Here is a 20540-nt window from a genome sequence, read left to right as displayed (position 1 = left end):
TGTGTAGCGGTTGTCCGATAAGATCATGCCCAAAAAAGCTAGGGTGCGACCATGATCGCGCCCTAGCTGGGCGCGCGCGGCGGAGCAACGGGGAGCAGCACCTCGAACAGCGTCTTGCTGGCGACCGGTTGGGCGCCCTCGAGCGCCAGCAGCCGCCGCTTGGAGATCACCCCGCCATACGGCGAGAGCCGATCGGTGTAATTGCCGTCCTCCAGCACCCGGTGGCAGGGCACGATCAGCATGTAGGGATTTTTGGCGATGGCCTGTGCCACCGAATGTGCCGCGCCTGAAGCCCCCAGCGCCTTGGCGACCTCGTGATAGGTCCGCGTCTCCCCGCGCGGAATGGAGCAGGCGAACTCATAGACGCGGCGGTTGAAGCCGGGCACCCCGCCGGCATCCAGGCTGACCTCGGAAAAATCGGGATCATTGCCCTGCAGCAGGCTCACGATGCCCTCGATCGCAAGCTCGGCATTGTTGGAAGGGCGCTGCTCGCGCGCCTCGGGATGGATCGCAAAAATGCGGCGGCGAGTGTCGATCTCCCGCGCCTCCGGCAATTGCACAGCCACCACGCCGGTGTCGCTCCAGATGATGCCGCAGCGTCCGATCGCCGTGTCGAATATCGTGTAGCCACGCCCCACCATGCACACGCCCCACTCAGTGCACGTCTCTCCCCAGACACGCGATCATAACACCGCCACAATCCGACGCACCCAAAATCTTGCCAAGACGTTAATAACCGGCCGGCTGGCTGCGCCAAACCGCTTGGCGGGAGGCGCCGTCTCGGCTAATCAGGACGGGCGCGCAAGCCGCGCATAAGCGGGCGTAGTTCAATGGTAGAACGGCAGCTTCCCAAGCTGCATACGAGGGTTCGATTCCCTTCGCCCGCTCCAAGCTTCCCCGATTGAAATGTCCCGTTCGACAACCTGACAATGCGCGCATTCGCGGTGCATGAGATTCCAATATCTTAGCTCCTCGCTCCCGGCGCTGACTGCTTACTCGCCCTAAGCTGCTCTCGCCCGGCGGCTTGTGGTCCTTGTGCCGGGCCATGTTCGGATGAAGGCCAAGACCGGAAAAAATGGACCAGCAGAAACTCGACCGTGCGATCGGTCGCCGCCTGAAGACGCTGAGGACGCAGGCCGGCATGACCTTGAACGAGCTCGCCGCGCGTTCCGGCGTCAGCCGCGCCATGATCGGGCGGGTGGAGCGGGCGCAGAGCAGCGCGACGGCTGCGCTGCTGGGACGACTCTGCGCGGCGCTCGACGTGTCGCTCAGCGATGTCGTCGCGCTCGCCGAGAAGCCGCCGGAGCGGCTGGTGCAGCTTGCCGACCAGCCGCACTGGCGTGACCCCGACAGCGGCTATCGCCGCCGGCACGCCTCGCCGACGGATGCGGCGAGCGGCATCGAGATCATCGTCGTCGATCTGCCGGCCGGCGCGCGGGTGCCGTACAGCCCCTGGGGCCGCAACGCCTTTACCCAGCAGTTGCTGATGCTGGAGGGGGCGATCGCCGTGCACATCGACGCCAAGGCGGTGCGGCTGCGCGAAGGCGATTGCCTGGATTTCGACGTGATGCGCGCGGTGATCTTCGAGAACGAAACCAGGCAGGACGCGCGCTACGTCATCATCACGCGGCGCGGCGCCTCCTACGGGAAGATGTGAGATCAGAGCAGGCCCTGTGGCTGTCGACAAGTCCGGTCAACGCTCTGGCTGGCTGCGGGAGCGGCTGACCCGCTTGCCGACCAGGCAAGGCGGTGGTAGCCGCGCGTCCAGGGTTCGAGCGAGACGGGTCGGGCAGGGGGCGTGTTTACCTCTGTGGTTACAACCGCAACTCGAGGCGCTGCGGCGACGATCCTCAAAATGAGTTGCGTACCTCAAAACACCTCTGCTAACCTTCAGCGATGGCCGAGACCCTCACCGCGACCGCGCTGACGCTGAAGGACATCGCCCGCGAGGCGGGCGTTAGCCTGGCGACGGTCGATCGCGTGCTGCACAATCGCCCGGGGGTGCGGCCGGACACGGTGCGGCGCGTCCAGGCGGCCATTGAGCGCAACGCGTTCCAGCCGCACGTCGCCGCCGCCGAGCTCGCCCGTGGCCGCGCCCGCCGCTTTGCCTTCGTGATGCCCTCGGGGCCGAACCCGTTCATGCAGCAGATCGAGGCCTATCTCGGCGAGATGTCCGCCTGGCTGTCGGCCCGCCGGCTCAGCGTCGAGATGGTCGCGACCGACGTGTTTGACCCCTCCGTGCTCGCGGCCTCATTGGAGGCGCTGTCGGGCGATTACGATGGCGTCGCCGTGGTGGCGCTGGATCATCCGAGCGTCCGTGCCGCGATCAACGATCTCGTCGATGCCGGCACCAAGGTGGTGACGCTGGTTTCGGACGTGCCGTCGTCGCGCCGCCACCATTATGTCGGCATCGACAACATCGCGGCGGGCCGCACCGCCGGCGCGCTGGTCGGACGGCTGGTCGGCCAAAGATCCGGCAAGGTTGCGATCGTCGCGGGCTCGCAGGGCCTGCGCGACCATGCCGAGCGCATTTTCGGCTTCAACCAGGTGATGGCGTCGGAATTTTCCGGCCTCAGCGTGCTGCCGGTGCTGGAAGGGCGCGACGAGGACGATCGTTCCGAACAGGTGCTGGCGCGGCTGCTCGGCAAGCATGCCGACATCGTCGGCCTCTATAACGTCGGCGCCGGCACCCAGGGCGTCGCCAAGGCCTTGAGTGACAAGGCGTTGAGCGATGCCGGCCGCGACAAGGTCGTGTTTGTCGGTCATGACGTCACCGTGCTGACCCGCCGGCTGCTGCTGCAGGGCGTGATGGATGCCGCGATCTCGCAGAACCCCGGACACGAAGCGCGCGCCGCCGTGCGCGTGCTGCTCGCACTCGCCCGCGGCGAGCCGATCTTGCGCGAGCAGGAGAAGATCAGGATCGACATCGTGATGCGGGACAATCTGCCTTAGCGGCAGGTGGATATCGAACGGCCGTGGCGGAGAGCGTGACGTCAAGATCGCGCCTCGCAAAAGGGCAAAGAGGAGGACGATTTGTATCTCGGACTGGACATCGGCACGTCCGGCGTGAAAGCGGTGCTCGTGAGCGAAGCCGGCGCGATCCTCGCGACGGCGGCGCGCGAGCTTGCGCTGTCGCATCCGGCGCCGTTGTGGTCCGAGCAGGATCCCGATTCCTGGGTCGATGCTGCCATCGGTGCGGTCGACGATCTCGCCGCCCGCCATCCACGCGAGGTCACGCGGATCCGCGGCATCGGCCTGTCGGGCCAGATGCATGGCGCGACGTTGCTCGACGAGGATGGACGGCCGCTGCGTCCGGCGATCCTCTGGAACGACGGCCGCTCGCAGGCCGAATGCGCCGTGCTGGAGCAGCGGTGCCCCTCGCTGCATGCGATTGCCGGCAATCTCGCGATGCCGGGTTTCACCGCGCCGAAGCTGTTGTGGCTCGCGCGGCATGAGCCAAAAATCTTCGCGCGCGTCGCAAAGGTGCTGCTGCCCAAGGCCTATGTACGCTATCGCCTGACCGGCGAGATGATCGAGGATATGTCGGATGCGGCCGGCACGCTGTGGCTCGATGTCGGTCTGCGCCGCTGGTCGCCGCTGTTGCTGCATGCCACCGGGCTCGATCTCCACCACATGCCGCGCCTCGTCGAGGGCAGCGCGGTCAGCGCGATGCTCGCGCCGGAATTCACGCAGCGCTGGGGCATGGCGAAGGACGTCGTTGTCGCCGGAGGCGCCGGCGACAATGCCGCGAGCGCGATCGGGCTCGGCGCGATCGCGCCGGGCGATGCGTTCCTGTCGCTGGGAACGTCCGGCGTGGTGTTCCGCGTCACCGACCGCTTCGCGCCGGCACCGGCCTCGGCGGTGCATGCGTTCTGTCACGCGCTGCCCGGCCTCTGGCACCAGATGGGCGTGATGCTCTCGGCGGCGGCCTCGCTGGCCTGGCTTGCCGGTGTGATGGAGACGCCGGCCCCAGCGCTGCTGGCGCCGCTCGGCGAGCGCGTCGATGGGCCGAGCCCGATCAAATTCCTGCCCTATCTCGACGGCGAGCGCACGCCGCACAACGATGCCGCCGCCAGCGGCGCCTTCGTCGGCCTGCGCGGTGCGACCGGGCGGACGCAGATCGTGCAGGCCGTGCTCGAAGGCGTCGCCTTCGCCGCGCGCGACAATCTGGCGGCGCTGAGCGCGGCAGGCGGGGCGATCACCGAGCTCGATCTCGTCGGCGGCGGCTCGCGCTCACCGCTATGGGCGCAGATCTGTGCCGACGTGCTCGGCGTTCCCGTCCATCGCATCGAGGAAGGCGAGGTGGGGGCGGCGCTCGGTGCCTCCAGGCTCGGCCGGCTCGCCGCCACCGGCGAAAGACCCGCAGCTGTCTGCACCCACCCGCGGCGGCTCGCGAGCTTCACGCCCCGCGCATCCGTCACGGAAGCCTATGACGAGGCCTACCGGCGATGGCGCGAGCTTTATCCCGCATTGAAGGAGTCTCCTTAAGTGAACGCGTCAGCCAAATTCTTCGATGCAACCACACCTGTCGCCTTCGCCGGCAAGGACGCGGGACAGGCGCCCGCGTTCCGCTGGTACGACAAGGATCGCCTCGTACACGGCCGCAGGCTCGAGGATCATTTGCGCTTTGCGGTCTGCTATTGGCATTCGTTCTGCTGGCCGGGCGGCGATCCCTTCGGCGGCGAGACCTTCCTGAGGCCGTGGCACCAGGGCGGTGACGCGATGGCGCAGGCGCGGGCCAAGGCCGATATCGCCTTCGAGCTGTTTCGCCTGCTCGACGTGCCCTACTTCACCTTCCACGACGTCGATGCAGCGCCGGAGGGCGCTTCGCTCGCCGAGTCCGTCGCCAATCTCAATGCGATCGCCGATCTGTTCGAAGCGAAGATGGCATCGAGCAAGGTCCGCCTGCTCTGGGGCACCGCCAACCTGTTCACGCATCGCCGCTACATGGCGGGCGCGGCGACCAATCCGGACCCGGAGATATTCACCTATGCCGCCGGCCAGGTCCGCGCCGCGCTGGAGGTGACGCACCGGCTCGGCGGCCAGAACTACGTGCTGTGGGGCGGGCGCGAGGGCTACGAGACGCTGCTCAACACCGATCTCAAGCGCGAGCTCGACCAGCTCGGCCGCTTCATCTCGCTGGTCGTCGAGCACAAGCACAAGATCGGCTTCAAGGGGCCGATCCTGATCGAGCCGAAGCCCAAGGAGCCGACCAAGCATCAATATGATTTCGACGTCGCCACCTGCTACGGCTTCCTTGCGCGCTACGACCTCTTGAAAGACGTCAAGCTCAACATCGAGCAGAACCACGCCATCCTCGCCGGTCACTCCTTCCACCATGAGGTCGCGCTGGCCGAGGCGCTCGGCGTGTTCGGCTCGCTCGACGTCAACCGGGGCGACGATCTGCTCGGCTGGGATACCGACCAGTTCGCGATGAACGTCCCGGAGCTGGCGCTGGTGTTTCACGAGATCCTGAACCGTGGCGGCTTCACCACCGGCGGGCTCAATTTCGATGCCAAGATCCGGCGGCAGTCGATCGACCCGGACGATCTGATCCACGCCCATGTCGGCTCGATGGATGCCTGTGCGCGCGCGTTCCTCGCCGCCGCCGACATGCTCGATGCCGGCGCCCTCACGGCGCCGCTCACCGAGCGATACGAGGGATGGGCCGGCACCGAGGGCCGCGCCATTCTTGGTGGCCAGCGTTCGCTCGCCGATCTCGCCGACCGTGCGCTTCGTCCCGGCTTCGACCCGCAGCCGCGCTCGGGCCGGCAGGAATATCTGGAATCCCTGGTCAACCGCTATGTCTGAGCGAGGCTGCTGATGGCAAACGCTGACGCGACACCGGTCCTCGAGCTGACCGGCATCGGCAAGGAGTTCGGCGCGATCCGCGCGCTGCATGGCGTCGACATGCAGGTCATGCCGGGCGAGGTGGTCGGCCTGATGGGCGACAACGGTGCCGGCAAGTCGACGCTGGTCAAGATCATCGCCGGCAATTTCCGCCCCAGCCACGGCGAGATCCGCTTTGCCGGCAACGCGGTTCATTTCAACCGGCCGGTCGATGCCCGCGCCGTCGGCATCGAGGTCGTCTACCAGGACCTCGCGCTATCGGACAACCTCACGGCGGCGGCCAACGTGTTCCTCGGCCGCGAGCTGAAGCGCAGGTTCGGGCCCATCGCATTGCTCGACCACAAGGCGATGGCGGCGCGTGCGCTGGAATTGTTCGGCGAGCTGCGCTCGGAGACGCGTCCCGACGATCTCGTCAAGCAGATGTCGGGCGGCCAGCGCCAGGCGGTCGCGATCGCGCGGACGCGGCTCTCCAATGCGCGGCTGGTGATGATGGACGAGCCCACCGCCGCGATCTCGGTGCGCCAGGTCGAGCAGGTGCTCGGCCTGATCCACCGGCTGAAGGAGCAGGGCGTCGCCGTGATGCTGATCTCGCACCGCATGCCTGACGTGTTCGCGGTCTGCGACCGCGTCATCGTCATGCGCCGCGGCGAGAAGCGGGCCGACAAGCCGATCCACCAGACCTCGCCAGAGGAAGTCACCGCGCTCATCACCGGCGCGAAGGAGGCGGCGTGATGGCCATGCCCATGGAATCCCCGATCAGCTTCACCAATGTCGGCCGGATCAGATGGTGGCAGCGCGGCATCTTCGCCTCCCAGACCGGCTACGTGCTGCTCGCGCTCGCGGTGCTGCTGGTGATCATGCATTTCGCCAGCCCCTATTTCTTCACCGAAGGCAATATACAGAACGTGGCGAAGAATTTTTCCTTCATCGCCATTGCGACGCTCGGCGTCACCTTCGTGATCATCACCGGCGGCATCGATCTGTCGGTGGGATCGATGATGTGCTTCTCGGCCATGATCACCTCGATGGTGATGACCGAGCTGTCGGCGCCCGGCTCGCCGGCGGGCGCGCTGTTCGTGCATCTGGCGGCCGACGGCAAGACCGTAATTGCCAACGTGCCGGGCCTGATCCTGCTGATCTCGATCCTCGCCGGCCTCGGCGTCGCGCTGATCGCCGGCCTCGTCAACGGCTTCTGCATCGCCGTGCTCGGCCTGTCGCCCTTCGTCACCACGCTCGGCATGCTCTCGATCGTGCGCGGGCTCGGCTATGTCGTCTCCAACGGCCGCGGCAGCTTTCCGGGCGGGCCCGATGCCGATCGTTTCTACGCGCTCACCTCGGGCGACGTGCTCGGCGTGCCCGTGCCTTTCATTTATCTCGTGATCCTCGCACTGACGATGGCCGTGGTCCTGCATCACACCTCGTTCGGCCGCCACGTCTTCGCACTCGGCGGCAACGAGAAGGCGGCGGAGCTGACCGGCATCCCGGTCGTGCGGGTGAAGATCGAGGTCTATGTGATCTGCGCCCTCGCCGCAGGCCTCCAGGGCATCATCATCTCCGGCTGGCTCGGATCGGCGCCCGCCAACATGGCGACGTCCTACGAACTCAACGTGATCGCGGCGGCCGTGATCGGCGGCGCGAACCTCGCCGGCGGCATCGGCGGTCCGCTCGGGGCCATCGTCGGCTGCGTGCTGCTGGAAGTGATCCGCAATGGCCTCGTGCTGGCGCAGGTCTCCTCCTACTGGCAGCAGACGCTGGTAGGCGTGATCATCATCCTGGCCGTGCTGGTCGACCGCATCCGCTCGCAGATGAGCTGAAGGTGACGTCGTTCCGGGAAAACAACGAAGATGCCGCCTGTCCGCTTCCCGGACGTTTCAAAGAGGACGGGCGCCAGAGAAGGGTGGAGGAGACAATGAGGAAACTTCTTCTTGCCGGCATCGCCGTCGCAATGATGGCAACGCCGGCGTTGGCCGCGAACTACCGCTTCGTCATCGTGCCCAAGGCGATGAACAATCCGTTCTTCGACTTCGCGCGCGACGGCTGCCTGAAGCGCGCCAAGGAGCTCGGCAATATCGAGTGCATCTACAAGGGACCGGTCGAGCACGAGCCGGCGACGCAGGCCCAGATCATCCAGGACTTCGTCACGCAGAAGGTCGACGGTCTCGCCATCTCGGTCGCCGACGTCGCGGCCATGACCAAGTCGATCGAGGCGGCGACGGCCGCCGGCATCCCCGTCATCACCTTCGATGCCGATGCGCCGGGCTCCAAGCGCATCGCCTATATCGGCACCAACAATAAGGAGTTCGGCGTCGCGCTTGGCAAGCAGCTGGTGAAGATGCGGCCCGATGGCGGCAAATACGCCATGGTCTCGGGCGGCCCCGGCGCCAAGAACCTCGCCGAGCGTGTCGACGGCGTGCGCGAGGCGCTGAAGGGCTCGAAATGGACGGAGGTCGCGGGCTCTCCGACCTTCTGCAACGACGATCCGGCACTCGCGGTCCAGCAGATGACGGATATGCGCACCGCAACGCCGGATCTTGCCGCCATCGTTCCTATCGGCGGCTGGCCGATGTTCGCCCCTGAAGGCTTCAAGGCCTTCGCGTCGAGGAACAAGAAGGACATTGACTCCGGCAAGTTCACGCTGGTCGTCGCCGACACGCTGAAGATGCAGCTCGAGCTGCTGCGCGACGGCTATGCCAACGCGCTGGTCGGCCAGCGTCCGTTCGAGATGGGCGAGAAGGCGATGGACACGCTGCTCGCCATCAAGAAGGGCGAGAAGGTGCCGGAGATCGTCTACACCGGCCTCGATCTCGTCACCAAGGACAACGTCGCGCAGATGTTGAAGTAGGAGCGTCCGCCAGCCCCGCGCTCCTGCATGCCTCCCCCGCTTGCGATTTTTGCAAGCGGGGGAGATGATCTGGACTGTTGGAATGAAGACAAGGCAATGGGAATGAAACGGTCGCGGCTCGGCTCGCTCGACGTCACTTCAATCGGTCTCGGTTCCGCCCCGCTCGGCGGATTGTTCAGCCCGGTCAGCGATGCCGATGCGGAAGCGACGATCGCGCGCGCCTGGTCGCTTGGGGTGCGCTTCTTCGATACGGCGCCGCTCTACGGCTTCGGCCTCGCCGAGCGGCGATTAGGGGCCTTCCTGCGACAGCAGAAGCGCGAGTCTTACGCCATCTCGACCAAGGTCGGCCGCCTGCTGCGCGCGCCAGATGGCGGCGCCGCCGAGGACGAGCACTATAAGGGTACGCCGCGCGAGCGGCCCGTGTTCGATTTCAGCTATGACGGCGTGCTGCGATCGGTGGAGGAGAGCCTGGGTCGCCTTGGGCTCGACCGTGTCGACGTCCTCCTGGTGCACGATCCCGACGATCACTATGACGAGGCGGTCAATGGTGCCTTTCGCGCGCTCCAGCGCTTGCGCGAGGACGGCACCGTCAAGGCGATCGGCGCCGGCATGAACCAGTCGGAGATGCAGGTCCGTTTCGCCGAGGCCGTGCCGGTCGACTGCTTCCTGCTCGCCGGGCGCTACACGCTGCTCGACCAGGGGGCGCTGGATGCGCTATTTCCGCTCTGCGCGGCGAAAGGCATCGGCATCCTGCTCGGCGGCATCTACAACAGCGGCATTTTGGCCAATCCGCACACCAGTGCGAAGTTCAATTATCAGGACGCCGACGCAACGCTGGTGGCGCGAGCGCTGGAGCTCGACGCGCTCTGCCGCAAGCATGGCACCGAGCTGAAGGCCGCCGCGCTCCAGTTCTGCACGGCGCATCCGGCCGTCACGGTCGCCGTGATGGGCGCGCGCAATGCCGCTGAAGTTTCCGACAACATCGCGATGTCGGAGAGTGCGGTGCCGGCCGCGTTCTGACACGAGCTGCGGGCACGGAACCTCGTCGATGCGCGCTCGCCGCTGCCGGGCGGGGCGTAAGGCATGATCATCGACGCCCATCAACACTTCTGGGATCCTGCACGCGCCGATTATCCCTGGATGGCAGCGGACGAGCTGACGCCGATCCGCCGCGCCTTCGGTCCGGCCGATCTCGCGCCACTGTTGAAAGCGAACGGCATCGACGCCAGCATCGTGGTGCAATGTCGCTCCGCGCTGGAGGAGACCGAGGAATTCTTGCGCATTGCGCACGAAAATCCCTTCGTCGTTGGTGTGGTCGGCTGGGCTGATCTGACGGATGGTACGCTTGGCGAAACCCTTGATCGGCTTCGCGCTTCACCCGGCGGCGGCAAGCTGGTCGGCATCCGCCACCAGGTCCACGATGAAGCCGATCCCGATTGGCTGCTGCGCGAGGACGTCCAGCGCGGCCTCACCGCATTGTTCGCCCGCGATCTCACCTACGATTTCCTCGTCCGCGCCCGCGAGCTGCCGCCGGCGATCGCAACCGCTCAGGCGTTTCCGCAAGCGCGGTTCGTGCTCGACCACGCGGCCAAGCCGCCGATCGCCGACGGCGGCAGCGACGAGTGGGCCGATCGCATCAAGGCGCTCGCGGCTTGCGGCAATGTCTGGTGCAAGATCTCAGGGCTTGCGACCGAAGCGGTCTGGAACGACTGGGATGCGGAGCGGCTGTTTCCATTCGTCGCGCACGCCGCGAGGTGTTTTGGCGAAGACAGGCTGATCTTCGGCTCGGACTGGCCGGTGTGCCTGCTTGCGGGGAGCTATGGCGAGATCAAGAGCGCGCTGGAAGCCTGCCTGGCGAAGCTTGGCCCGCAGCTGCGGGACAAGGCTTTTGGGGCGAATGCCAAGGCTGCGTATCGGTTAAGTTAATTGCAGCAAATGCGCGCTCTTACCCTCTCCCCTTGTGGGAGAGGGTGGCTCACCGCGGAGCGGCGAGACGGGTGAGGGGTCTCTCTCCGCGAGCTATCGTTTGCATTTGAGTTTGCTGAAGCAACCCCTCATCCGGCGCTTCGCGCCACCTTCTCCCACAAGGGGAGAAGGGAGGAAGCCGCGGCGTGCGCCTCAGCCTATTCCGACGTCGGCTTGTCGGAGATGTCCCAGTCCTTGCCGGTGAAGGTGGAGATGAAGAGCGTCTTCATCGGCGTGTAGTCCCCGGGCGTATAGCTGTAGGTGACGCCGTCGAGGAAGTAGGGCGAGTGGAAGCCCGCCAGCGTCGAAGCCTGCTTCAGCACGTTGGCGCGGGTGAGGTCGTCGCCGCAGCGGCGCAGGATCTCGCCCATGGTCACGGCCTGGCCATAGCCGGCGAAGGCGATGGTGTTGTCGGGGTCGATGGCCGGCGTGTACTTCTTGCGCAATTCCTCGAACGCCATCACGTCGGGGTCCTTCTCCCATTTGGGCAGGCCGACCTCCTTGTTGTAGCGGATGGCGACGATGCCGGTGGCATTCTCGAGGCCCGCGGCATTGAGGATCGAGCGGCCGGTCGAGCCGGCGGAAAGAAGCTGCAGCGGCTTCCAGCCGAGCTCGGCGACCTTGCGGATCGACTGCGACGACGCCTTGCCGGTGGAGATGTTGTAGAAAACGTCGGCGCCCGACTTGGAGAGATTGATGAGCTGGGAATCGACGGTCGGCTCGGTGAGATCGTAGGTTTGCTCCATGATCACCTTTGCGGTGCCGCCGGCGTCCTCCAAAACCTTCTTGAAGGGACCGAGAAAGTCGCGGCCGAAATCGTCGTTCTGGTAGAGGATGCCGATCTTGGCATTCGGCTTCACGCTGACGACGTGCCGCGCCAGGACGCGCGCCTCGGTCGGATAGAGCGGCAGGCCCGCCATCGTCCATTTGAACTCTTTCGGGTTATTCCACTTCGACGCGCCGGTGTTGAGCAGCAGTTGAGGCACGCCCTTGGAGTTCAGGTATTTGTGCACGGCGGTCTGCGGCGCGGTGCCGAGCGAGCCGTACAGCGCGAGCACCTCTTCCTGCTCGACCAGGCGCCGCGTCGCCTCGACGCATTTCGGGGCGCTATAGGCATCGTCCATGGTGAGAAACTTGACCTTGCGCCCGTTGATGCCGCCCTTCTCGTTCAGCATCTGGAAATAGGCCTCGCCGATGCGCCCGAGCACGCCGTAGAGCGAGCCGGGGCCGGAATGCGGCACGGTCTGGCCGATCTTGATCTCGGTGTCGCTGGCGCCCGCATCATATTTCTTCTCCGCAGCCCAGACGTAAGGCGCGGGCAAGGTGGATGCGGCGATGGTGGCGAGCGCGGCGGCGCTGAAATCGCGCCGCGATGGATTCTTGGTCATTGTTGTTTTCTCCCTGATGCGCGCATTGTGCTGGGAACGCAGCACGGCTCGCAAGTGGGAAGTCACGGCTTTGCGACGCAATGACGCTCAAATCACGGGGCGTTAGCGCCTAAACTCAAGTTTTTTCGGCAACGATCACAAGGCCGCGCACCGGCTCGTTGTTCTCGATCCGCGGCGAGGCCGGCTCCAGTGTCAGCAGCTTGAGGCCGGCCTTGGCGATGGCGCCGCGCACATATTCCGCCGAATGGGCATAGCGCAGGCCTTCGCCGAGAACGATGCCGCTGCCGTCATGCGTCTCCAGCGTGAAGGCGAGCACGCCGCCGGATACGAGCACGCGCTTGGCTTCGCTCAGCACCGGCGCGAGATCGGAGAGATAGACGAACGCATCCGCGGCGACGACGAGGTTCGCGCATCCGTCGTCCTTGCTGCGCAGGCCGTCGATCATGTCGGCGACTTCGAGCTCGGCGTAGAGGTTGGTGGCGCGCCCCTCCTTGATCATGCCGGGCGACAGATCAATGCCGATGAAATGGTCGACCTGTTTGGCGAAGGCGGCGGCCGCGAGGCCGGTGCCGCAGCCGAGATCGATGGTGCGCTTGAAGAAGGCTGGCTTCTTCGCCGCGACGCGCGCGGCCAGCACCGCCTTGAAGATCAATCCGGGGGCGCGGTAGCCGAGATCGTTGATCAGCGCATGCTCGAAGCGTGGCGCGTATTGATCGAACAGCGCCTGCACGTAAGCCTTGGGCATCTCCGACATCTCGGCGTCGCCGAGCCGCATCAGATGCAGGCCGGCGCCGTGCTGGTCATCAGGATCGGAATCGCGCGCCTTGCGGAAAGCCTCGATCGCCTTGTCGCGCTCGCCGAGCTGCTGACGGATCTCGCCGAGCGTGAACCAGGCCGAGGTGAAGTTCGGCGCAAGCTCGATCGCCTGCTCTATGAGGTCAGCGGCGGCGGGCAGGTCGCCCTTGAGCTGGAGGTCGCGCGCGAACTCGAAGCGGCGGTCGGCCATGAGATCGCCGGAGGTCTGGAACAGGCGGAGGGGCATTGGGAACCAACACTCGTCGTGCCGGCTCGCCGGCAATCCATCAAAAAAGCAACTGTTTAAGTGGATGGAGGCGCGGGTCAAGTCCGCGCATGACGGGTGAATTGGAGGCGCTCGCTTCCTATATGACCACCATGCGCCCCCAAGACATCCTGCTGCCAGTTGCTGCCGGCCTGTGCTGCAAGCCCGGCGGCTTCCATATCGACCCCGTTCGCCCGGTCGAGCGGGCCGTGATTACCCACGGCCATTCCGACCATGCCCGCGCCGGCCATGGTGCGGTGCTGGCGACGCAGGAAACGCTGGACATGATGCGGCTGCGCTACGGCGAGAATTTTGCCGGATCGACGCAAGTCATCAACTATGGCGAGGAGATCCGGCTCGGCGACGTCTGCGTGAAATTCCACCCGGCCGGCCATGTGCTGGGTTCGGCACAGATTGCTGTGACCTGCAAGGACACCTGCATCGTCGCTTCCGGCGACTACAAGGACGCGCCCGATCCGACCTGCACGCCGTTCGAGCTGGTGCCCTGCGACGTCTTCATCACCGAGGCGACGTTCGGGTTGCCGGTATTCCGGCATGGCGATGCGAGCGACGAGGTGAAGAAGCTGCTGGCCTCGGTCACGCTGTTTCCGGAGCGCGCGCATCTCGTTGGGGCCTATTCGCTCGGCAAGGCGCAGCGAGTGATCGCGCTGCTGCGGCAGGCCGGCTATGACGCACCGATCTATCTGCATGGCGCGATGGAGAAGATCACCGAGTACTACCAGAGCCGCGGCATCGATCTCGGCGAGCTCAGGCCAGTGAAGGGCGTGAAGAAGGCGGCGCTCGCCGGCACCATCACGCTGGCGCCGCCCTCGGCGACCTCCGATCTCTGGACGCGGCGGTTTCCCGATCCCGTCACCGCGTTTGCCTCGGGATGGATGCGCGTGCGCGCCCGGGCGCGGCAGCGTGGCATCGAGCTGCCGCTGGTGATCTCCGATCATGCTGACTGGGACGGACTCACCGCCACCATCGCCGCGACCGGCGCCGGCGAGATCTGGGTCACGCACGGCCAGGAAGATGCGCTGGTGCATTGGTGCCAGAGCAGGGGCCTGCGCGCGCAGCCGCTCGATCTCGTCGGCTATGGCGACGAGGAGGAGAGCGAGACACCGGCCACAGACGAGGCCGAGGCATGAACCGCTTCGCCGAACTCCTGGACCGTCTCGCCTACGAGCCCGGCCGCAACAACAAGCTGCGGCTGCTCACCGGTTATTTCCGCGAGGTTGGAGACCCCGACCGCGGCTACGCGCTGGCCGCGCTCACCGGCGCGCTCAGCTTCAAGCACGCCAAGCCCGCCTTGATCCGCGATCTCATCGCCGCGCGCACCGATCCGGTGCTGTTCGGTTTGAGCTACGACTATGTCGGCGATCTCTCGGAGACGGTGGCGCTGATGTGGCCGAAGGCGCAAAACAATTCGCAGTCTTTTCCGGGCCACCCCTCTCCCCCGCCCTCCCCCACAAGGGGGGAGGGAGCGCAGCGCAGTGCGGCGTTGTCAGCGAGCACAATATCTCTCAGCGATTTCCAAAGTGAGGGACGCACGAGCCTCTCCGTTCCCTCCCCCCTTGTGGGGGAGGGTCAGGGAGGGGGGTCCCGCGGGCGAGATGCCAATGAGTCCCCTCACGCCCGCAACCACAACAATCCACCGCCGCCGACCCTGACCGAAGTCGTCACCACGTTGCGCACGCTCGGCAAGACCGAGCTGCCGAAGCAGCTCGAGCGCTGGCTCGACGAGCTTGATGAGACCGGCCGCTGGGCGCTGCTGAAGCTCGTCACTGGCGCGCTTCGGATTGGTATCTCCGCGCGGCTGGCGAAGACCGCGGCGGCCGCGCTCGGCGACAAGGATCCGCATGAGGTCGAGCTGATCTGGCCTGGCCTTGCGCCACCCTATCTCGACCTGTTCGCATGGCTGGAAGGCCGTGCCGAAAAGCCGGTCAACCGCGATCCCGCGCCGTTCCGGCCCGTGATGCTGGCGCATGCGATCGAGGACAGCGATTTCCAAAGCCTTGATCCCGCCGACTACATCGCCGAGTGGAAATGGGACGGCATCCGCGTGCAGGCGGTGGCGGGCCGCGATGATCGCGGCCACATCACGGCGCGGCTCTATTCACGCACCGGCGAGGACATCACGGGGAGCTTTCCCGATCTCGTGCCGTCGCTGCGCCTGCCCGGCGCGATCGACGGCGAGCTCTTGATCCTGCGCGAGGGCCGTGTGCAGAGCTTCAACGTCCTGCAGCAGCGGCTGAATCGCAAGGTCGTCTCGCCAAAGCTGATCAAGGAATTTCCGATTCACCTGCGCGCTTACGATCTGCTCGGCGACGACGAGAACGATTTGCGCGAGCTGCCGTTCGCGGAACGGCGCGAATGGTTGGAGACCTTCATCAAGAAGCTCGACGATCCCCGCATCGATCTGTCGCCCACCGTCGCCTTCGCAAGCTGGGACGCGCTCACCGCCGCACGCGCCGATCCCGCAAGCGCCGGTGCCGGCGAAGACGCGGACGCCGTCGAGGGCGTGATGCTGAAGCGGCGCGATGCGCCTTATTTGCCGGGCCGGCCGAAGGGGCAGTGGTGGAAGTGGAAGCGCGATCCGCACATCATCGATGCCGTGCTGATGTATGCGCAGCGCGGTCACGGCAAGCGCTCGTCCTTTTATTCCGACTACACCTTCGGCGTCTGGACCGCGGGCGAGGGCGGCGACGAGCTGGTGCCGGTCGGCAAGGCCTATTTTGGCTTCACCGACGAGGAGCTCTTGCAGATCGACCGCTTCGTCCGCCGCAACACCACGGAAAAATTCGGCCCCGTCCGCCATGTCGTGCACGAGGGCGACAAGGGCTTGGTGCTGGAGGTGGCGTTCGAGGGCCTGCAGCGCTCGCCGCGCCATAAATCCGGCGTCGCCATGCGCTTCCCCCGCATCAGCCGCCTGCGCTGGGACAAGCCGCCGCGCGAGGCCGATCGGCTGGAGACGCTGGAGAGGATGCTGAAGGCGGAGGCGGCGGAGATTGAGATGTGAGTGCGTTTTATGAGAGCGCTCGATTGTCGCCAAGGCGGAGATGCGCTCTCTCTCCCGCCTGCGGGAGAGGGTTGGGGAGAGGGCTGTCCCCGCGATGGGACAATCCCCTAGAGGAGAAAGCCCTCACCCGCGCCTTCGGCGCGACCTCTCCCGCAAGCGGGAGAGGTTGGCGACCGCGGCCGGCAGCGCTCCCAAACCGAGGCTACCCGAATTAAACTCCCGTAACCCGATTGACGGTCCGTCACGGGTTCCCCATCTGCCTCGCCGTGCCCTATAATGGGTCGGATCCGCCTACAGGAGTTTGAGATGGTCCAAGACGTCAGAGATTTGCCGGCCGGCCGCAACGACGGGCTGAACCGCTTTCTCGGCGGCTCGCCGCTGGCGGTCGCGTTTCGCCTGGTCCTGCTCTCGATCCTGGTCGGCGTCGTGCTCGCCGCGATCGGCTTCGATCCCTGGAACATCCTCACCAGCATTCGCCTGTTGTTCCAGCGGCTCTGGGATCTCGGCTTCGACACCATCAACTGGCTGTGGCGCTACTTCCTGCTCGGCGCAGTCATCGTGATCCCGATCTGGCTGCTCTCGCGCGTGTTCGGCACGCCGCGCGGCCGGTGAGATTTTGAAGGTCCGCAGCCGATGCAATTGCGTTTTGTCGGCTGCGGCGATGCTTTCGGCTCCGGCGGCAGGCTCAATACCTGCTTCCATGTCTCGGGGCGCGAGGCCAACTTCCTGATCGACTGCGGTGCGTCGGCTCTGCCGGCGCTGAAGCGGCTCGAGATCGCGTGCGAGGACATCGATCTCATCCTGATCACGCATTTCCACGGTGATCATTTTGCCGGGCTGCCGTTTGTCCTGCTCGACGCGCAATTCTCGCGGCGGACGCGGCCGCTCACGATCGCCGGCCCGCAAGGCATCGAGACGCGGCTCGGCGAGGTGATGGATGTGTTGTTCGAGCATTCCTCAAAGACGAAGCAGCGCTTCGAGCTCTCCGTCGTCGAGCTCTCGCCCGAGCAAAGCCGGACTTTCGGTGCCGTGACGGTGACGCCCTATCCGGTCGTGCACGGCGAATCCGGCGGCCCCTTCCTCGCCTACCGCGTCGAGGCCGAGGGCCGCACGCTCGCCTATAGCGCCGATACCGAATGGACGGAGACGCTCATTCCGCTGGCGCATGGCGCGGATATTTTCATCGCTGAAGCCTATATGTACGAGAAGGTGGTGAAGAACCATCTCAGCCTGAAGACCTTGGAACAGCATCTGCCCGACATCCGCGCCAAGCGGCTCGTCCTCACCCATATGAGCGACGACATGCTGTCGCGCCTCGACACGCTGCCCCATATGGCGGCCGAGGACGGCATGGTCGTCGTGTTCTGAACCATGCACGCGCCCGTCCATCCCAAAGTCGGCACACGTGAAGTGTTCGCCATCGCCGGGCCGGCGATGGTCGCGAACCTGACCACGCCACTGATCGGCATTGTCTCGACCACGGCGATCGGCCGCCTCGACGATGCCGCGCTGCTTGGCGGCGTCGCGATGGCCTCGGTGATCTTCGACTGCCTGTTCTGGCTGTTCGGCTTCCTGCGGATGAGCACGCTCGCCTTCACCGCGCAATCGCTGGGCGCGGGCGACACGCGCGAGCCGACCGCGATCCTGGCGCGCGGCTTCATCGTTGCCGGCCTGATCGGCGCCGCGCTGATCGTGCTGCAACTGCCGCTGGCCGCATTGCTGTTCGATCTCATGGGCGGCAGCGAGGGTGTGACGCAGGCCGCGAAGACCTACTTCAAGATCCGGATCTGGTCGTCGCCGTTCGCGCTCGCCAATTACGTCATCCTCGGCTGGCTGATCGGCCAGACGCGTGCCAATTCGGCCTTGATGCTTCAGGTCGTCATCAACCTCGTCAACATGGCGGCGACGATCCTGCTGGTGCTGATCTACGACACCGGCATCGCCGGTGCCGCGATCGCCGCGCTGTTGTCGGAAGCGGTCGGGTTCGCCCTCGGCGTGATCGTCTGCCGCCATTATGCCGATGGCGGCTTTGCCGTGCCGTACGCGACCCTGCTCGACCGCGACAAGCTGTTGCGGATGCTGGCGGTGAACACCGACATCCTGATCCGCACTGCGGCGCTGATCGCCGTATTCCTGTTCTTCACCGCCAAGGGCGCGCAGGCCGGCGACGTCACGCTGGCCGCCAACTCCGTGCTCAACAATTTCCTGCTGGTCAGCGCTTTCTTCCTCGACGGTCTCGCCAACGCAGCGCAGCAGCTGTGCGGCCGCGCCGTTGGCGCGCGCGATGCAAAGGGCTTTGCGGATTCGACCCGGCTGGTGCTGCTATGGGGGCTCGGCTTCGCGCTGGTGGTGTCGGGACTGTTCGCGCTGTTCGGGCCCGCCTTGATCGATTTCATGACGGCGAGTGACGACGTCCGCCGTGCCGCGCGCGAATTCCTGCCGTTCGTCGTGCTCGTGCCCATCCCCGGCGTGTTCGCCTTCGGCTTCGACGGCATCTATATCGGCGCGACCTGGGCGCGCGAGATGCGCAATCTGATGCTGGCTTCGCTGCTGATCTTCCTCGCCGCCTGGTGGGCGCTGCAATCGCTCGGCAATGCCGGATTGTGGTCGGCGCTGATGGCCTCCTACCTCTCGCGCGGCGGCTTGCAGGCCGCACGCTATCCCGCGCAGTTCAGGGCGACGTTTTCGAAATCGTAGAAGAACCGTAGCCCGGACGATGACTGCGTCCGGGGCGCGAGACCGCCTTACATCCCCGGCCAGTCTTCCGCGGTCAGCGTCGCGGCGTCCGCGCCAACGATCTCGGACAGGGAATCCCGGCCGGTGCGGAGCAGCGTCGAGGTGAGGTCGCGCTTGATCTCGTCGACGAGGCCGAGGCCCTTGTAGATCAGCGACGAATAGAGCTGGATCAGGCTCGCGCCGGCACGGATCTTGGTCAGCGCGGCACCGCCTGAATCGACGCCGCCGACGCCGATCAGCGGGAATGCGCCCTCGACGCGCACATAGGTCTCCGCGACCATCCGCGTCGACAGGCGGAACAGCGGCCGGCCCGACAGACCGCCTTGCTCCTTGGCGCGCATCTCCTCGCGCAGCGTGCTCGGCCGCGCGATCGTCGTGTTCGACACGATCATGCCGTCGACCCGGCGCGAGCGCGCCACCTGCACGACGTCGTCGAGCTGGGCGAGGCTGAGGTCAGGCGCGATCTTGAGCAGCACCGGCGTGTCGCCGGCCTTCTGACGCACACGCTCGCGGGCGTCGATCACCCGGGCGAGGAGATCGTCGAGCAGGGCGCCTTCCTGCAAATTGCGCAGGCCCGGCGTGTTCGGCGAGGAGACGTTGACGGTGAAATAGCTCGCGACCGGCGCAAAGGTCTCGATCAGCTTGACGTAATCGGCGACGCGGTCCGGCGAATCCTTGTTGGCGCCGACATTGACGCCGACGATGCCGCCATGCTGCGCGCGCGCGGCGAGCCGGCGCAAGGCAACGTCCGCGCCGTCATTGTTGAAACCCATGCGGTTGATGACGGCCTCATCGCGCTCCAAACGAAACAGCCGCGGCCGCGGATTGCCGCTCTGCGGCCTCGGCGTCACCGAGCCGATCTCGACGAAGCCGAAGCCGAGCCGCAGCAGCGCGTCGGGCACCTCGGCGCTCTTGTCGAAGCCCGCGGCCATGCCGATCGGATTGGGAAAGTTGAGCCCGAAGGCGCGCATCGCAAGCTTGGGATCGTCAGCGCGCGGCTTGACCGGCGGCAGGAAGCGCAATCCCTGGATCGCGAGGCGATGGGCGTCTTCCGGATCGAGCCAGCGCAGCACCGGCAGCGAAAAGGCGTCGAAAGCGCGGATCACGGCAGCAGCTCCGGAGTGTCGTGGCCGCCGTCCGAGCGGATGTTGAGGTTCATCACCGACAGCACCGCGCCGAGGTCGAGCTCGCCATAGAGATGTGGAAACAGCTCGTCATTGCGCGAGCGCTCCCAGCGCAATTCGCTGCCGAGCGCGTCGCCATCGACCTCGACCAGGAACAGCGCGCGCTGTCCGACATAGTGCTTGCGCAAGGTCTCGGGAACCTGGGCAGCGGTGGAGAAATGGATGAAGCCGTCGCGCGCATCGTCCGCGCTGCCCCGGTAGACACCCTGCCGTTCCGCCTCACGCCAGGCCGAGGCCGGACAGATTTTGTAGATCTTGACCACCGCTTGCGCAGCCCTGTTTGCTCTTTGAGTCAGCTCGTTGAGTTTCTTGGGTTTTTTCGCCGCGTGCGGGTCCCCGAAACCCGGGCGCGACCGTAAAGGCCGCCCCTTCCGAACTCAAGGCTTAGAGCCTATTCCGCTCCGATGAAATCGGAACGGGTCTCTAAATTCCTGTTTTGGTGCGTTTTCTTGCGGCGTTTTCCTGGGGCCAGCCGGTATCCATTTCGCTTGAG

At 65.9% G+C, this 20540-nt stretch carries 19 protein-coding genes and 1 tRNA gene; 15 read left to right on the top strand and 5 right to left on the bottom strand.

Annotated features, from left to right (window positions below):
- Positions 1-62: 62 nt before the first annotated feature.
- Positions 63-641, bottom strand: coding sequence for a methylated-DNA--[protein]-cysteine S-methyltransferase (locus GGD65_RS14175; RefSeq protein WP_183235655.1), 579 nt, complete (start codon positions 639-641; stop codon positions 63-65).
- Between the two features lie 175 nt (positions 642-816).
- On the opposite strand from GGD65_RS14175, the gene GGD65_RS14170 reads away from it, so the two are divergent.
- From GGD65_RS14170 to GGD65_RS14125, 10 genes are all read left to right on the top strand, one after another.
- Positions 817-890: transfer RNA gene (locus GGD65_RS14170), tRNA-Gly, on the top strand.
- A 185-nt stretch (positions 891-1075) separates the two neighbouring features.
- The gene (locus GGD65_RS14165) at positions 1076-1657 is read left to right on the top strand and encodes a helix-turn-helix domain-containing protein (RefSeq protein ID WP_183235654.1); all 582 of its coding nucleotides are present in this window, start codon (positions 1076-1078) and stop codon (positions 1655-1657) included.
- A 239-nt stretch (positions 1658-1896) separates the two neighbouring features.
- Positions 1897-2952: a LacI family DNA-binding transcriptional regulator gene (locus GGD65_RS14160; RefSeq protein WP_183235653.1), complete on the top strand. Its 1056-nt coding sequence runs from the start codon at positions 1897-1899 to the stop codon at positions 2950-2952.
- 81 nt (positions 2953-3033) lie between these two features.
- On the top strand, positions 3034-4488 hold the full coding sequence (gene xylB, locus GGD65_RS14155) for a xylulokinase (RefSeq protein ID WP_183235652.1): 1455 nt from the start codon (positions 3034-3036) through the stop codon (positions 4486-4488).
- Positions 4489-5811, top strand: a complete 1323-nt coding sequence (gene xylA, locus GGD65_RS14150) for a xylose isomerase (RefSeq protein ID WP_183235651.1) — start codon at positions 4489-4491, stop codon at positions 5809-5811.
- Positions 5812-5823: 12 nt separating this feature from the next.
- Positions 5824-6582 carry an ATP-binding cassette domain-containing protein gene (locus GGD65_RS14145; RefSeq protein WP_183235650.1) on the top strand — a complete coding sequence of 253 codons (759 nt, stop codon included), beginning with the start codon at positions 5824-5826 and terminating at the stop codon, positions 6580-6582.
- Positions 6582-7664: an ABC transporter permease gene (locus GGD65_RS14140; protein ID WP_183235649.1), complete on the top strand. Its 1083-nt coding sequence runs from the start codon at positions 6582-6584 to the stop codon at positions 7662-7664. The genes GGD65_RS14145 and GGD65_RS14140 overlap by 1 nt, the downstream gene beginning before the upstream one ends.
- Before the next feature lie 95 nt (positions 7665-7759).
- Complete coding sequence (locus GGD65_RS14135; protein ID WP_038973213.1) at positions 7760-8692, top strand: sugar-binding protein; 933 nt, start codon at positions 7760-7762, stop codon at positions 8690-8692.
- 102 nt (positions 8693-8794) lie between these two features.
- On the top strand, positions 8795-9712 hold the full coding sequence (locus tag GGD65_RS14130) for an aldo/keto reductase (RefSeq protein ID WP_183235648.1): 918 nt from the start codon (positions 8795-8797) through the stop codon (positions 9710-9712).
- A 63-nt stretch (positions 9713-9775) separates the two neighbouring features.
- The gene (locus GGD65_RS14125) at positions 9776-10618 is read left to right on the top strand and encodes an amidohydrolase (protein ID WP_183235647.1); all 843 of its coding nucleotides are present in this window, start codon (positions 9776-9778) and stop codon (positions 10616-10618) included.
- 197 nt (positions 10619-10815) lie between these two features.
- On the opposite strand, the gene GGD65_RS14120 is transcribed toward GGD65_RS14125, so the two are convergent.
- Complete coding sequence (locus tag GGD65_RS14120; protein WP_183235646.1) at positions 10816-12045, bottom strand: ABC transporter substrate-binding protein; 1230 nt, start codon at positions 12043-12045, stop codon at positions 10816-10818.
- Between the two features lie 115 nt (positions 12046-12160).
- The gene (locus GGD65_RS14115) at positions 12161-13087 is read right to left on the bottom strand and encodes a class I SAM-dependent methyltransferase (protein ID WP_183235645.1); all 927 of its coding nucleotides are present in this window, start codon (positions 13085-13087) and stop codon (positions 12161-12163) included.
- Between the two features lie 131 nt (positions 13088-13218).
- Between GGD65_RS14115 and GGD65_RS14110 the strand changes: the two genes are divergently transcribed.
- From GGD65_RS14110 to GGD65_RS14090, 5 genes are all read left to right on the top strand, one after another.
- Complete coding sequence (locus GGD65_RS14110; protein ID WP_179740038.1) at positions 13219-14256, top strand: ligase-associated DNA damage response exonuclease; 1038 nt, start codon at positions 13219-13221, stop codon at positions 14254-14256.
- Positions 14253-16127: an ATP-dependent DNA ligase gene (locus GGD65_RS14105; protein ID WP_183235644.1), complete on the top strand. Its 1875-nt coding sequence runs from the start codon at positions 14253-14255 to the stop codon at positions 16125-16127. The genes GGD65_RS14110 and GGD65_RS14105 overlap by 4 nt, the downstream gene beginning before the upstream one ends.
- Positions 16128-16433: 306 nt before the next feature.
- A complete protein-coding gene (locus tag GGD65_RS14100) occupies positions 16434-16739 on the top strand; it encodes a DUF6460 domain-containing protein (RefSeq protein ID WP_018320831.1) in 306 nt (101 codons plus the stop codon).
- Positions 16740-16760: 21 nt separating this feature from the next.
- On the top strand, positions 16761-17495 hold the full coding sequence (locus tag GGD65_RS14095; RefSeq protein WP_183235643.1) for an MBL fold metallo-hydrolase: 735 nt from the start codon (positions 16761-16763) through the stop codon (positions 17493-17495).
- A gap of 3 nt (positions 17496-17498) precedes the next feature.
- Positions 17499-18824: an MATE family efflux transporter gene (locus GGD65_RS14090; protein WP_183235642.1), complete on the top strand. Its 1326-nt coding sequence runs from the start codon at positions 17499-17501 to the stop codon at positions 18822-18824.
- A 47-nt stretch (positions 18825-18871) separates the two neighbouring features.
- Here the strand turns inward: GGD65_RS14090 and GGD65_RS14085 are convergent, their stop codons facing one another.
- Entirely contained in the window at positions 18872-19969 is a 1098-nt protein-coding gene (locus GGD65_RS14085) for a quinone-dependent dihydroorotate dehydrogenase (protein ID WP_018320828.1), read from the bottom strand.
- Positions 19966-20310, bottom strand: a complete 345-nt coding sequence (locus tag GGD65_RS14080) for a DUF952 domain-containing protein (protein ID WP_018320827.1) — start codon at positions 20308-20310, stop codon at positions 19966-19968. Before GGD65_RS14080 ends, GGD65_RS14085 begins: the two co-directional genes overlap by 4 nt.
- Between the last annotated feature and the right edge of the window lie 230 nt (positions 20311-20540).

Origin of the sequence: Bradyrhizobium sp. CIR18 (assembly GCF_014198295.1) — a bacterium.
Classification (GTDB): Bacteria; Pseudomonadota; Alphaproteobacteria; order Rhizobiales; family Xanthobacteraceae; genus Bradyrhizobium.
Note: the sequence above shows the minus strand (reverse complement) of the source record. Positions and strands in the feature narration are given on the sequence as shown.

Bases quoted from the DNA above. Each gene is read 5' to 3' on its own strand.
- GGD65_RS14095 (WP_183235643.1), top strand. From the start codon at position 16,761: ATGCAATTGCGTTTTGTCGGCTGCGGCGATGCTTTCGGCTCCGGCGGC.
- GGD65_RS14100 (WP_018320831.1), top strand. From the start codon at position 16,434: ATGGTCCAAGACGTCAGAGATTTGCCGGCCGGCCGCAACGACGGGCTG.
- GGD65_RS14175 (WP_183235655.1), bottom strand. From the start codon at position 641: ATGGTGGGGCGTGGCTACACGATATTCGACACGGCGATCGGACGCTGC.
- GGD65_RS14115 (WP_183235645.1), bottom strand. From the start codon at position 13,087: ATGCCCCTCCGCCTGTTCCAGACCTCCGGCGATCTCATGGCCGACCGC.
- GGD65_RS14090 (WP_183235642.1), top strand. From the start codon at position 17,499: ATGCACGCGCCCGTCCATCCCAAAGTCGGCACACGTGAAGTGTTCGCC.
- GGD65_RS14130 (WP_183235648.1), top strand. From the start codon at position 8,795: ATGAAACGGTCGCGGCTCGGCTCGCTCGACGTCACTTCAATCGGTCTC.
- GGD65_RS14110 (WP_179740038.1), top strand. From the start codon at position 13,219: ATGCGCCCCCAAGACATCCTGCTGCCAGTTGCTGCCGGCCTGTGCTGC.
- GGD65_RS14125 (WP_183235647.1), top strand. From the start codon at position 9,776: ATGATCATCGACGCCCATCAACACTTCTGGGATCCTGCACGCGCCGAT.
- GGD65_RS14135 (WP_038973213.1), top strand. From the start codon at position 7,760: ATGAGGAAACTTCTTCTTGCCGGCATCGCCGTCGCAATGATGGCAACG.
- GGD65_RS14105 (WP_183235644.1), top strand. From the start codon at position 14,253: ATGAACCGCTTCGCCGAACTCCTGGACCGTCTCGCCTACGAGCCCGGC.
- GGD65_RS14120 (WP_183235646.1), bottom strand. From the start codon at position 12,045: ATGACCAAGAATCCATCGCGGCGCGATTTCAGCGCCGCCGCGCTCGCC.
- GGD65_RS14160 (WP_183235653.1), top strand. From the start codon at position 1,897: ATGGCCGAGACCCTCACCGCGACCGCGCTGACGCTGAAGGACATCGCC.
- GGD65_RS14165 (WP_183235654.1), top strand. From the start codon at position 1,076: ATGGACCAGCAGAAACTCGACCGTGCGATCGGTCGCCGCCTGAAGACG.
- GGD65_RS14145 (WP_183235650.1), top strand. From the start codon at position 5,824: ATGGCAAACGCTGACGCGACACCGGTCCTCGAGCTGACCGGCATCGGC.
- GGD65_RS14140 (WP_183235649.1), top strand. From the start codon at position 6,582: ATGGCCATGCCCATGGAATCCCCGATCAGCTTCACCAATGTCGGCCGG.